The organism is Streptomyces sp. NPDC002054, from assembly GCF_040296685.1.
Classification (GTDB): Bacteria; Actinomycetota; Actinomycetes; order Streptomycetales; family Streptomycetaceae; genus Streptomyces.
The window spans coordinates 1-13275 of record NZ_JBEOXT010000005.1; the positions used below are offsets into that span (position 1 = coordinate 1).

The following is a 13275-nucleotide window of genomic DNA, read 5'->3' on the forward strand; positions in this document are numbered from 1 at the left end:
GGTACGGCGGAGCTGTCCGACCGAGGAGGGAACCCCGCCCAGGCCCGTTGTGGCCGGGCCCGGCCGAGCGAGTGCGGGCCGACGGTGGGAAAAAAGGCCAGGTCAGAGCCCATATCCGGGTTGACCCAACCCCTAGAACATGGTTTAATTAGTGATGTCGGAAGGGGAGGGCAACCCCCGGCCGGCGAACGGCAGGCCGACCGGCCGCCGACAATCTCTCTCACCAGGAGACTGATGATGAACACGCCTCTCACCGTCGCGGAGCTGTCCCACCCGATCGCCCTCGAACTCGGCGGGAACTGGCGACCGCAGCCCGCGCGCCACGGCGTCCAGGAGCTGGACCACGCCGCCACGTTCACGCACCTGGACGGCCGACAGCTCCACCTCTCCGAGCGGTTCGATGACCCCGGACACCTGCACATCCGGGGCGCGTTCCCCGCTACCGACTACCCGTTCCGCAGGGGTGAGCGCGACACGGTCCGAGTCGCCATGAGCGAGGACCCGGCGGACATCGCGGCCCGGATCGCCGCCGATCTCATCCCTGTGCACCGTGACGTTCACGAGCGCGTGAAGGAACACAACCGCGCACAGGCCGAGATGCGCCGGGACGTTGAGGAGGCCGCACGTGATCTCTCCGCCCGGCTCCCCGGAGCGCGAACCCGAATCGACGGCACAACCGCCTTTGTCTACATGGATCTTGAGCCGGGCGAAGTCCGTATCGGACTCGACGGCGACACCGTGAGTCTCGTACTCAATGACGCGCCCCGGATTATCGCCGACGCCGTCGTATTCGCGGTGAGCCGATTCCTTCCCCACGTCCAGACCCCCGAGGGGGAGCGCGGCGAATACGTCGACGGATACACCCTCTAATTCCCCGTGCGTTGCGGCGGCGCGCTGCCCAGCGCGCCGCCCTGCCCAGAAAGGCCCAGGATGAGCGCCGACGTATTCACGATCGAACCGCAATGGATTGTGCAGGCCCCGCACCTCCGGTGCACCCTCAAGCGCGCCCTTGCGCTCCAATCCGTACACAATGTGTGGTCCGGTACGGAGCACATCAACAACGCCGTTGCGATGGCCTACGGCAATGAACTCCCGGATTCCGGCCGATGGGAACTCACCCGCTCCCAACTCCGCACGCTCAAAATCGCCATCGAATGGCGCAGGGTCACGCGCGCGGCCAGCGACAAGAAGACCGCCCCCGATATCCTCGAACGCTGGACGCGAATAGAGGACGAGGTCATAGCCGCATACCGCGCCGTGAGCAACGAGGCGGGGTTGTACTGGATTTAGGGGGTTGCCGATCACCCAAGAACATGGTTTAATTAGTGGTGTCGGAAGGGGGAGGGCAACCCCCCGACCGACACCTCCGAGGGTCAGCCGGCCCCGGATACCTATCTCTCACCAGGAGGACCGCGACATGTCCCGTAAGCCGAAGATGACCGACGAAGAGCGCCGGGCCTACTCCGCCAAGATGCGCGGTGAACTCGAAGCCGTCATGGATCGTGCGTACGGCGCGATGGTCGCCAGCGAAGACTTCTGGGCCGCCGTCATGCGCACGGCCGCGAACCTCACCCACACGGACCGCGACGACCGGAGCCCCACCAACTGCATCGCCGTCGCCGCCCAGCACCCCAACGCCACCCACATACTCAGCTCCGGTGACTGGCGAAAGGTCGGACGCTTCCCGGCCAAGGGCTCCACCTCTCTCCGCATCTGGACGCCGATCAAGTGGCGGCCCGAGGGGGGCCAGGAGGCTACGGCCGCAGCCGCCGACGGCGGGCAGCGAGAGGCCACCGACGAGGCTGCCGGGGGTGGGGCGCGCAAGGCGTCCGGCTTCAAGGCCGGGCCGGTTTTCGACATCAGCCAGACCGACGGCGACGCCTACGAGCCGCCCGCCGCCGCCCCGCTCGCCGCCGAGGCCATCCGCGATGTCCTGGTGAACCAGTACCGCGACCAGTACCACGAGGACCCCGAGCAGGCCGGGGGATTCGACTTCGCCCAGGAAGCCGCCGACAACGCCGTCCGCATCCTCCTGTACGGCCACGCGTGGCGACGCATCACCGAGGCGGACGCGCCCCTTCCCGGCCAGCACGCCGCCGAGGTCGCCTCAGCCGCGCACGTTGCCGCGCTCATCCTCGGAATCACTCCGGGCCCCGCCGTCATGCCGCCGCTCGCGGGCATCATCACCCACGACAAGAAGCCCCCGGTTCACGAGTCCGCCGTACGAGCCATCGAGACCGGCCGCGCCATCGCCCGCGCCGTCAGGGCCGCCGCCGAGCACCCCCGCGAACTTGCCGTGACCGGTTGACCTAGACCCAAGAACATGGTTTAATTAATGGTGTCGGAAGGGGGAGGGCAACCCCCCGACCGACACCCCCGCCGGGGCCGACCGGCCCCGGCGGAACCTCTCACCAGACAGGACACGACATGCTCACCACCGTCCAGAAGCCCACCGTCCAGGACTTCCCCACCGCGACGCTCGTGATCGCCGGACCCTGGCACCGGGGCCACCAGCTCGACACCCGCCCGGCCGTCGTCGTCGGCCCGTTCGGCGGGCCGGAGTTCGCGGATGAGGCCACCATGTCCGTGGTCTGGTACTTCACCCACGGTGCCCCGCAGCCGGGCGACTCCGTCCAGGCGATGTTCCCGCACGAGCTGACCCCGCTGGACGACACGCTCACCACGATGCACCAGGACACGTTCCGCGACATCGTCCGCAGCCTGCGCCGGGGCCGGTTCGCCTACGACGACGGGGACGCGCTCCGCGCCGCCGTCCGTCAGGCGTGGCGCGAGCGGACCGGACTGGCCGACGCCGACCCGGCCGCCCGCCACACGCTCCACCGCAGCTGACACCGAGGCCCGCCGGTCCGGGGGAGGGCAACCCTCCGGATCGGCAGGCCCCCAGCACCCAAGCGGACACCCCTTCGGGGCGGCAGGACAGGTCCGGTGCGTTCACCGCCGCCGGCCGACTCCGCCGCAGGCGGCTCCGCCGACCGACGACGGGCACCGGACCGCAGCGGACGCGCCCCGCGGGGGCGCGACTGCCCCTGTCGCCGCGCAGGCGCGACGACCCGCGAGCCGATCGTCCCTCACGGCCCGCGCCGGTGGTGCAGCGCCGCTGCCAACGCACGGTCCGCCCTGCGGCCGGACCACAAACTCTCACCAGAAAAGACCAGTTCAGTGACTATCGAGATCACCCACACCCGCCGAGAAGGAACCCTGATCGAGGGGACCAGCCGGGGCGACGGATCGGCCGAGATCCTGCGACTCCGTGAGTACGGTCGCACCCAGCGCCAGCCCTTCCGCTGGAGCAGGAACCTTGACTGCTGGTACCTCCCGCACAGCCGCGACCACGCCACCTACACCCCCTCGCTCGAACTCCTCGCGCAGCGACTCCGGGAGAAGGGGTTCGAGGTCACGCTGACCGTCGACAACGCCGACCGCCGCAGCTTCAGCGAGGCCGAGGAGGAGCGGGAGGAGAAGGCCGAAGGCCGCGCGGATCGGTTCGGCGGGTACGCCGCCAGCGCCGCCCAGTCCTCCGAAGCCGCGTGGAAGAAGAGCCACGACATATCCGAGCGGTTCGCCTTCGGTCAGCCGATCCTCGTCGGCCACCACTCCGAGGGCCGCGCCCGCCGCGATCACGCGCGGATGGACGACGCGATGCGTAAGAGCATCGGCGAGAGCGACCGCGCCGCCCACTGGACCGGCCGGGCGCAGGCCGCCGCGAACTACCAGCAGTTCAAGAAGGACCCCGGCCGCACGCTCCGCCGTCTCGACAAACTGCGGGCCGACCTCCGCGCGGTCGAGAAGTGGCAGCGCGGGGAGTCCGCCAAGGGGTTTTCCCGGAACCCGGCAGACCCGGAGCTGGAGATCGAGCATCAGGAGCTGACCGAGGAGATCGACCACTGGGAGAAGGTCATCAAGGACGCCGAAGCCGAAGGCTTCAAGGTGTGGTCGCGCGCCGACTTCACCCGCGGGGACTTCGTTCTCTACCGCGGAACCTGGTACGAGGTTCTGCGCGTCAACCCGAAGTCCGTGACCATCCCGCACATCCACAACAGCATCGGCAAGCGCATCGTCCGCGCCACCGGCAACCAGTACGACGACTGGACGTGGACCGCCCCCTACGACGGCGTGTCCGGGCGTAAGAGCGCCGACGAGATGCAGCAGCCGCCGCAGGCCCCGGCCACCGAAGCGCAGGAACCGGCCGAGCAGTCCCCGGCGGTCGAGGAACCGGTGCCGGTCGGGAAGCCGACCGCCGCAACGGGTGCGAGCTGGCTGGATGGCATGGCACTGGTGCTGATCGCCTCGAAGCACTCCCCGCGCCGTCGCAAGCGCGCCTTGTGGGCGATGACCCGCCGTGAGGCACAGGCCGTATGCGGCGACCCTCGCACCTCCGGCCGCTCCTACATGCTCACCTGGACCGAACAGCCCGGCACCGAGGGCGCCGACTGGGAATGGGTCCCGGACAACGGCAGCCACGCCCCGGTCCTCAACGAGCTGGGCATCACCCCGCGCCGTGAGTGGACCGCCGCCGCCCCGCAGGCCCCAGCCGCCGAGGCCGCGTAACCGCGCCCCCGCCCGCCCCGGCGGCCGAGCTCGCCGGGGCGGGCCCCCTCTCACCAGAACAGGGCACCACCATGACCACGCAACTCCTCGAACGACCCTCGACCATCACCGTCCCCGACACCGAAGCGGGCAGGCTCATCGTCCCCGCGACCGGTGGCAGCAGCACCGTCCCGACGTACCGCGTCGGCACCCCCGACATCCAGTGCCGATACCCCGTGATCATTGGCGAAGACCAGGTCATCGGCCGCGCCTACCGGTGGCACCGAGACTGGCTCGTCCTCACCACCGCAGGCGAACGCAACCTCCGCCGCCCGCCCAAGGGAACCCCCGGCACCGACATGGCCGCCGCCCATCTTGCCAAGGAGTACGCCGCCGGTCGGATCGGCACCGTCCCCCTGGAACAGGTGCTCGCCGAGGCCCCCACGCCCCTGTGCGGACCGGTGCCCCTCCTGCACCCGCGGATGCCGGTCAACGATCGCAACACCGACGGCGCGCAGATCGCGTTCGCGGGACTCGCTGCCCACCACTGGCGGGCAGTCCTCACCGGGTTCCCCGGCAGCGATAACCACTGGTACCTCAGCTGTGAATTGTGTGACTGGGAAGGCCCGAAGTTCTGGAGCCACCTGCGCGGGCGCAACGGAGAGCCGCCGAGCGCGCGCCGCCACAAGGGCGGGTGCATCGGGGAGGACAAGGTCCGCCGACTGATCCCCGCTTACCACTAGCAGCCCGACCGGGGGCGGCGGCAGCGCGTCGCCGCCCCCGCCCTTCCAGAAGGACAGCACCGTGCCGACCCGCCACACCCCCGAGAGCATCGTCATCGCGGACAACCCCGCCGCGATCCTGGAATGGGCCGCGCGCCACATCGAACACGTCGGCATCCACCAGGGCCCGCGCCTATTCGACGGCCCCGGCCGCACCGCCACGTTGCCGTGCTGGCCGCGCGGCGCCCTTCAAGTCGCCGCCGGCCACGGGCGGGGAGCCGCCGGCCGGACGTACGACTGGGACCGCATCGACCGCGCCCGCGACCAGGCATTCGGCATCCTCGCGGAAACCCTCGCCGGTCACCCGGTCCGCGCCGACGACCCCGCCGCCTCCAAGGCCCTGCACCGCCAGGTCATCGACCGGTGGAGCGCCGAGCCCGGACGTACGGCCGCCGACGCCGCCCGCGCCTTCCGAACCGCCGCCGCCCGCGCCGAACACGCCCTGTTCTGACCCCGAAGCCCGCCAGCATCCCGAGTCATCGAAGGCCCACACGATGGACGAGACGACAGAAGACCGCAGCACCACCAGGACGCCGAGCCGCCGAGGAGCCGCCACCCCCAGCCGGGACGGCGTCCACCGACTCAGCATCCCCCTCCACCCCCGGCTCAGCGCGACCGAGCTGATCCGCGTACTCCTCGCGGCCTCCGGAGAAACCGACCTCCCCGCCCTCGACCCCGTACAGGTCCGATCGCTCATTGCCGACGTGCTCACCCAACACGGCTATGACGTGCTCGACCGATCGCCGTACTACCCGGAGCTCGGCCGCCACCAGGACGCCCGCCGCGCCGTGCGCCGCGCGTACGGGCCCCGGTTCCTCGACGCCCCCGACGAACAAGCCGTGCTCGCGGACCCGCTCCGAGAAGTCCTCGCCGCCGGAAGCAGAACGTCGTGACCGCCACCATCGCCGAGCCGACCGGAGCACGGGCACGGCAGACGTACTACTGGCGAGTGCGCAACACACGGACACGCCACCGACCCGAGAGCGCGGCCCAGGCGTGGCACATCCAGCCCGGACACCCCGGCGGCGCGTACAGCGATCTCGGCCACGAACTGGACCCGCCCGCGCAACACACCCCTACCCTGCTCTCCCGGAGCCGGCCGACCGGTCGCCGGGGGGAGAAGCAGGAGTTCCGCGGCGGGTGTCTCGCGTGCCAATGGGAGGGCCCCGTGCACTGCGGCGACGGGTTCGGGGACGGTGACAACGAGGCGGTGGAGCAGGCGCACGACCATGCGTTCCCCGGCTGGAGGACGCTGCCGCCGATCACCACGGTCGAGGACCGATGGGCAGTGCCGCGGAGCCGGAGCCGCTGGGCTCAGCTCACTGCCCGCTACCCGGCCGGCTGGATCGACCAGGGCGCTCCCGTCGTGGCGTGGAGCCGGTACCGCAGCGAAGCTCACGCTCCTCCGCACGCGGGACGCCCCCGCTACGAACTCCGCGTCACCCGGCCACCCATCGACCGGGGCCGACGCCCCACAGATCAAGGGGCCCTCTTCTGATGACCGCCGTCGTCCGGATCAGAGCCCCACCTCGCTCAACTCAAAGGTGGTTTAATTACTCCGCCGTCAGCGGAGCGGGCAACCTCCGACCGGCCGCGCGTCCCACGGGCGCGACGCACCCCAGACAACAGACGACGGCCAGCGCACAAGGGCAACAAGGCGCTGGCCGTCAGTGTTCTCTCACCAGAAAGAACCTCACCATGCTATGCGACCGACACCCCGACTGTCCCCAGCCCGGCGACATCGCCCAGCTCACCAGGGGTAACAGCATCGGCGCCGACCCCGGCGACAGCTTCGTCATCGTCGAGGACTTCCCGCCCACCGGCCGACACCTCGTGCTCAACCTCCCCGGCGACCACCCCGGCCGCGCCGACTGGGCCGCCGCCGTCCCCCCGACCGACATAGCCACCCTCACCCGGCTCGAACCGACAGGCAGCCGTACGTGGGCGCCGGCCCCGGACCCGGACGACATCCAGTGACCACGCCGAGCGGTCACGACCCCGACCAAGAACAGGAGGCGACCGTGCCCCGTAAGACCGGCCGCACGCTCTACTCACGCGCGGACCTGCGCAAGCTCCACGGCATCAGCGAGCCGACGCTTCAGAACCTCTGGACCGACCGGGAGAACAACGGGCACCCGCCCGTCGCGGACACCATCGACGGCGTCATGCACTGGGACGGCGACGCATGGGCGACGTGGCACCACGAGCTTCAGCGGCAGCGCGCCGCCGCCAGCACCACCAACCCGCCGAAGCTCGACGGCGATCCCGAAGAGATGGTCGGCCCCGCCGAAGCCGCGAAGGTCTGCGGGTTCGCCGACTCCACCACCGTCTCCCACTACGTCAAGAACCCGCCCGAGGGGTGGCCCGAGCCTGACGACTGGGACGAGCTTCCGACCCGACGGCGTCCGAAGTGGAAGCGCTGGCGGCTGTGGCAGTACCTCGCGGACCGCAAGGGGCGGGGGCACGCCGGCGGGCGGCCCACCGGCCGCCGCGGACTGGCCTACCCCTACCAGGGAGACGAACGGCTGACCCTCGCACGGCAGGCCATCGCGGCGAACCCCGGCGCGAAGAACGCCGACCTGATCCCCCAGCTCCAGGGGCAGACGGAGAAGACCTACTCCCGCCCGACATGGAACCTCATCCTCAAGTCCGCCCGCGATCACCCCGAGGAGTGACCCGTGCCCGACGTCCGCTGTCCGCGCTGCGGCGGCCCGCTCGGTGACCGCCCCGCACGTTCCCGGCTGACCACCGACCGCGAGGTCTTCATCTGCACCACATGCGGAACAGACGAAGCCGTACGCGCGGCCCACGGTCAGGCGCCGGTGCCGTTCGGCGAGTGGCCCCTGAACACGTAGCCGTCGGCCGAGACACACGGCCACCATGACGAAGGTCCCCGCTCCGACCCGGAGCGGGGACCCTTCGTCATGTCGCATGGCGCTCGTGGGCGAGCAGGGCCCCACCATGACCGCACGACCTGACAGCAGGCGACGGATCAGCGGCTACAGCCCCCACTGAGCGGGAGACCGCTCCGCCCCCGGCCGATCGCCCCGGCTGCGGGGGCGGAGTCTGACGTCCCGGTCCGAACCGGCCCGCCGCGTCGCCCCCGTACGCCGGGGAGTCCGAGGACATCCAGTACGGGCCCGACAACTCGGCGAACCGGCGGGAAGCCGCCTGGTACGGGGTGAGCTCCATACCCGGACCAACGACACAGCCCCGCGCAGGTGCCGCACCGACATCGGATCGTCATACCGCCTCAGCCACGTACGGCACCTGAGCCCCCGCACCTCTCGCAGAGGTAACAGTCCAACAGGATCAGGCTCCACGAGCCTGTTCCTCAGGAGCTACCAGGCCACTCCGAGTGCCCGAGGCTCCCCCTCGTTGATCATGATCTTGATTTGAGAGGACCAAGGTATCGTCACTCCGTGACGATACAATCAGCCAAGACGACCGAAACTGACCGAATGAGACCGGGGGGTGAGTGGGCCGATGGGATGGGTGACCATGATCGGCCCCTCCGACGAGCAGGTTGAGTACCGCCTTACCGGCGGCCACGGATGCGGGAAGTCCGTAGCGGTCGACGCCGCGCCCCTCATTGCCGCCATCGAGGCGAAGGCCGAAGCCGCCGGTGCCCCCGTCGCCTCCCTTCTCGCGAACCGCGAGGCCAAGCGCGCCTTCTTCCGCGCCCGCGGACTCCTCCGCAGCAAGGGCGCTGCGCGGTTCACCGGGTTCGACGCCGTCGAAGTCGCTGCCGCAGCCGGGCTCGACGCCCGCGACCTCTACGGTGAACAGGCCCTCCCCGCTCGGCCCGCGGACGGACAGGTGGACTACCACCTGGACGCCAGCGAAAGGCCCCTGGTCTGGATCGGCGGCGGGCTCACCGAGTTCGACATCACGCCCGGCAGCACCCTCGCCCCCGAGCAATTCCCGGCCGCCCGGCGCCTCATGCTCGGCGAAGACCCCCGGACCGGGCAGACCCTCGTGGACCCCAAGCTGGCCATCGCGCCGGCCGCAAAGCTCCCCGCCGCCCCACTGGCCCGCGCCATCCGCCGCGCCGCCGCCGAACGCAGCGTGAACCCGGCCTCCCTGCTCGACTCCAAGCGCAAGCAGGACGCCTTCCGTCGGATGGAGAGCCAGCTCAAGCGGTTCGGCGAGACGCACCGCGTCCCCGTCTCCACGGTGCTGAAGCTCGCCGACGCCGTCGGCATCAACGCCGTCGACCTTTACGGCGAGGACACGGTGGAGAAGGCCGTCGCCGCCGAGGCGGGCGGCCAACTGGACGCCCGTGCACTCCTGCGCGCGGTCGAGGCCCGCGCCACCGAGACCGGACAGCAGCCCGCCGACCTGTTCGACGCCGCGTCCATGAAGCGCCGGTACGCCCAGACCGAAGGCGAAGGTGCACGTCGTCTCCGGGACCTGCCGATGGACGTCCGGGAAGCCGTCGCGATGGCCAAGGCGGCAGGGCTCACGCCCGAGGACGTGTGGGACGCCGAGGAGATCAAGGCCGCCCTCCTCGAAGGCCGCGTGCAAGTCGGCAACCGCGGTGCCGACGTCACCTTGGACCTGGCGAAGTCGAAGTCCGCGTTCCTCGCCTACGCGCCCGAGGAGATCGCCGCCCAGGTCGAGGGCATCTACACGGCCGCCGGCCGCGAGTCCATCGGCGCCCTGGAGCGGTGGACCGCGTACGCCATGCGCGGCCACCACGGCGACGGCGACGAGGCCGAGACCGTGAAGACGAGCGGGTTCTCCGGCTGGATGATGGTCCACCGCGCCGCCCGCCCCGTCGACGGCGCCACGTACGGAGACCCCCACTTCCACCTGCACTTCACCCTCGCCAACATGGTTAAGGGCACCGACGGCAAGTGGTCCACGATGGCCAGCGGAGGCCGCGACCTCCACCGGCACACCCGCGCGACCCAGTCCCTCATGAACGCCCGCATCCGCCGCGAGCTGACCAACGAGTTCGGCATCAGCTTCCGCCGAGAGGAACGCACCGGAGCCTGGGAGATCGCAGCGATTCCCGAGGCCACGATCCGGCTGTTCAGCAAGCGCGACAGCCAGGTCCGGGACCTGCTGACGAAACTCGGCATCGACTACGACAGCGCCACGACCCGCGAGCGCACTGCCGCTTCCACCGCGTCCAAGGCCGCGAAAAACGGCGAGGCCGCCGGGGTCGGGGACGATGTTCTCCGCGCCTACTGGCAGGCCGAAGGCCGCGCGGCCGGAGACGACCCCGACGCCATCGCAGCCAGCGCGATGGAACAGGCCCGAGCCGACCAGAACCCTGGATTGGACGAGCTGTGCGCCCAGGTCTTCGACCCCAAGACCGGCTTGACCAGCCACTCCAAAGAGTTCACCCACGCCGCCGCCATCGCCGCCGTGCTGGACGCCCTCCCGTACGGCGTCGCGGATGCCGCCGAAGCCGAACAGCTCACCAACTCCGTACTCCGGCACGCCGGATACGCGGTCCAGCTCAACCCGAAGGGCGCCCAGCACTTCGCGCACGCCGACCGGTACACCACGGCGGATGTCGTGGCGGCCGAAGCGCTGATCGTCTCCGAGGCCACGAACCGGCTCGGGACTCAGGCCGCCGTCGTCAGCAGCGACACGGTCGACATGACGCTGTCCACCGTCGAGGCTCAGCACGGTGGCAGCTTCACGTTCTCCGATGAACAGCGGGCCGTCCTCGAACGGCTGCTCACGGCCGGGCACGGAATCGACGCCGTCGTGGGCATCGCCGGATCGGGCAAGACCACGATCATGGACACCGCGCGCCAGGCATGGGAGGCGCACGGTCTCGTCATCGCCGGCGCGAGTACGGCCGCCGTCGCCGCCGCGAACCTGAAGGCCGAGGCGGGCATCGAGTCCCGAACCCTCGCGTCCTGGTTGACCGGCATCCGCAACGGAGGCTCCGGCCTCACCGGCGTGGACGTGTTGGTCGTGGACGAAGCCGCGATGTGCGATGACCGCGACGTCGCCGAACTCCTCACCCACGCCGCGGAAACCGGCACGAAGGTCGTCGGCATCGGTGACCCCAAGCAGCTCCACTCGCCCGGCATCGGCGGCAGCTTCGCCGCCGTGCACCACCTCGTGGGCGGCCTCACCCTCAGCCAGAATTTCCGCCAGAAGGACATGGTCGAGCGCCGGGCCCTGGAGCTGTGGCGCGACGACAACCGTGTGGAATCGCTCCGAACCTTCGCCGGGACCGGCCGCGTGCACGCTCTCGCGGACAAGGACACCACCCTCGCCGCGATGCTCACCGTCTGGGCCGACAAGCGGGCCGCGCACACCGACGACCACACCGCCGTGCAGCAGCTCCTCATGCTCGCCGCCACCAACGAGATCGTCGAAGAGCTGAACACCGGCGCCCGCGCACTTCGGAAGGAGAACGGCGACCTCACCGGTCCCGAGCGCGCATACGCACTGCCCGGTGGCGGCGAGCTGACCCTGTCCGTCGGCGACCAGGTCCTCCTACGGGTCAACGACTACCGAGGCAAGAAGAGCCGAGGGCAGAACGAAGACGTCCTGAACGGCTACCGCGGAATCGTGCGAGCAGTGGACGAGGAACGCCGGGTGCTGGTGGAGTGGCGGGAGAAGACCGAGGACGGTCACCGCGACGTTGCCGAATGGGTGGACGCCGACTACATCGCACAGGGCGGGCTCAGCCTCGGATACGCGATCACCGGCCACAAGTCGCAGGGCCTCACCGTCCAAGAGACTCTGGTCTACGGACCCGGCGCTCAGGCGAACGCCCTCTACACGATGATGAGCCGCGACAAGAAGGAGTCCCACCTCTTCCTGCCGCTCTCCGTCTACGAGACCGACGCCGACCGCGCCCGCCACGGCGACGCACTCACCGACCAGGAACAGCTTGACCGCGCCGTCGCGGGCCTCATCCGCGAGATCGAGAACGGCACCGAGGAACGCATGATCCTCACCGAACTCCCGGAGAACGCGGTCCCCGCCCACGTCCGCCAGGTCGTAGCGGACCTCCCGATCCCGCGCGCCCCCGGAGCCGATGAGCACCACGACGCAGACACTCCCGAAGAGGCTCCGGAGCACGAGGACCGCCCCGCACCGGCGAACGCCGAGCCGACCACGGAGCCGGCCACGCCGTCGGCCCCCGCGCCGACGGCTGACCGTCCATACGCGCACCTCGGTAACCCGGCGCTGCGTGACGCCGTGCGCAAGGCCGCCATCGCTGCCCGCGCCACAAGGACGGCGGCCGAGAAGGCGGAGGCCGCCGCCGATCGTGCCGAACGGGAGGCTGCTGCCGGGGCAGGCCCCAATTCACTCGGGCTCCAACGCCGTCATCAGGACGTTGCCGAACGGGCCGCAGCGATCCGCGAAGTCCGAGCGCTGGACGGCCCGATCGCGGAACGCACCGTCCGACTGAACGCCACGCAGGCCCGTATCGACAGTCTTGAACAGCAGCTGGCCGCGACGGGTCGTTTCGGGCGGTCGGCGCTCCGCGGTGACGAGCGTGCTGCGGTCGAGGCTGACCGGGAAGCACTCCGTCGTACCCGTGAGGAGACCGGTCAGGAGCTGGAGCAGATGGACGCGCGGCTCCAGGAAGTTACCCGGCTGGCGGGACCCGTCAATGAGCACGAAGCTGTGCTGACGGAAGCGGACATGCCGCAGCAGGAGAAGGCCGCGCTGCTTCGGCGGGCCAAGACCAAGGACAACGAGGCAGCCAAGCAGCTTCGGGCCGAGGCCATCAAGGCTCGTAGCACTGCTCACGGCGCAGACCACCGCGTGTCCGGCCTCCAGAAGGAGGCGACTCTGCGAGCCCAGCACGGGCGTCAGCACGTCGATGCCGATGAGTCAGTGGCGCCCTCATCTCCGAAACCCGATTCCTCGTACGCCAACCGAACCGCGATGGACCACACACAGCCCGCACCGCCGGACAGCGTTCACGACGCACCGCCCGTGTAAGAAGGGCACCCCG

At 70.4% G+C, this 13275-nt stretch carries 13 protein-coding genes; all 13 read left to right on the top strand.

Translation table 11 applies throughout. The features are described from left to right. Window positions 1-870: hypothetical protein (locus ABT123_RS05730; protein ID WP_351310147.1), on the top strand; the 870-nt coding region annotated here is incomplete at its 5' end. A gap of 60 nt (window positions 871-930) precedes the next feature. Further along, on the top strand, window positions 931-1290 hold the full coding sequence (locus ABT123_RS05735; RefSeq protein ID WP_351310149.1) for a hypothetical protein: 360 nt from the start codon (window positions 931-933) through the stop codon (window positions 1288-1290). A gap of 127 nt (window positions 1291-1417) precedes the next feature. After that, window positions 1418-2308 (top strand): hypothetical protein, encoded by an 891-nt coding sequence (locus ABT123_RS05740; RefSeq protein WP_351310151.1) that lies wholly within the window; start codon window positions 1418-1420, stop codon window positions 2306-2308. A 119-nt stretch (window positions 2309-2427) separates the two neighbouring features. After that, the gene (locus ABT123_RS05745) at window positions 2428-2850 is read left to right on the top strand and encodes a DUF6409 family protein (protein WP_351310153.1); all 423 of its coding nucleotides are present in this window, start codon (window positions 2428-2430) and stop codon (window positions 2848-2850) included. Window positions 2851-3180: 330 nt separating this feature from the next. Further along, a complete protein-coding gene (locus tag ABT123_RS05750; RefSeq protein ID WP_351310155.1) occupies window positions 3181-4569 on the top strand; it encodes a DUF3560 domain-containing protein in 1389 nt (462 codons plus the stop codon). Window positions 4570-4640: 71 nt separating this feature from the next. Then, on the top strand, window positions 4641-5291 hold the full coding sequence (locus tag ABT123_RS05755) for a hypothetical protein (RefSeq protein WP_351310157.1): 651 nt from the start codon (window positions 4641-4643) through the stop codon (window positions 5289-5291). A gap of 61 nt (window positions 5292-5352) precedes the next feature. Further along, the gene (locus ABT123_RS05760; protein WP_351310159.1) at window positions 5353-5781 is read left to right on the top strand and encodes a DUF6197 family protein; all 429 of its coding nucleotides are present in this window, start codon (window positions 5353-5355) and stop codon (window positions 5779-5781) included. 43 nt (window positions 5782-5824) lie between these two features. Further along, window positions 5825-6223: a DUF6181 family protein gene (locus ABT123_RS05765; protein WP_351310161.1), complete on the top strand. Its 399-nt coding sequence runs from the start codon at window positions 5825-5827 to the stop codon at window positions 6221-6223. Beyond that, window positions 6220-6828, top strand: a complete 609-nt coding sequence (locus ABT123_RS05770; protein WP_351310163.1) for a DUF6349 family protein — start codon at window positions 6220-6222, stop codon at window positions 6826-6828. The genes ABT123_RS05765 and ABT123_RS05770 overlap by 4 nt, the downstream gene beginning before the upstream one ends. 200 nt (window positions 6829-7028) lie before the next feature. Further along, window positions 7029-7307, top strand: coding sequence for a DUF6211 family protein (locus ABT123_RS05775; RefSeq protein ID WP_351310165.1), 279 nt, complete (start codon window positions 7029-7031; stop codon window positions 7305-7307). A gap of 44 nt (window positions 7308-7351) precedes the next feature. Beyond that, window positions 7352-8005 (top strand): hypothetical protein, encoded by a 654-nt coding sequence (locus ABT123_RS05780; protein WP_351310167.1) that lies wholly within the window; start codon window positions 7352-7354, stop codon window positions 8003-8005. 3 nt (window positions 8006-8008) lie between these two features. Continuing rightward, window positions 8009-8185, top strand: a complete 177-nt coding sequence (locus tag ABT123_RS05785) for a hypothetical protein (protein WP_351310168.1) — start codon at window positions 8009-8011, stop codon at window positions 8183-8185. A gap of 646 nt (window positions 8186-8831) precedes the next feature. Next, window positions 8832-13262 (top strand): MobF family relaxase, encoded by a 4431-nt coding sequence (gene mobF, locus ABT123_RS05790; RefSeq protein ID WP_351310170.1) that lies wholly within the window; start codon window positions 8832-8834, stop codon window positions 13260-13262. The last annotated feature ends 13 nt before the right edge of the window (window positions 13263-13275 follow it).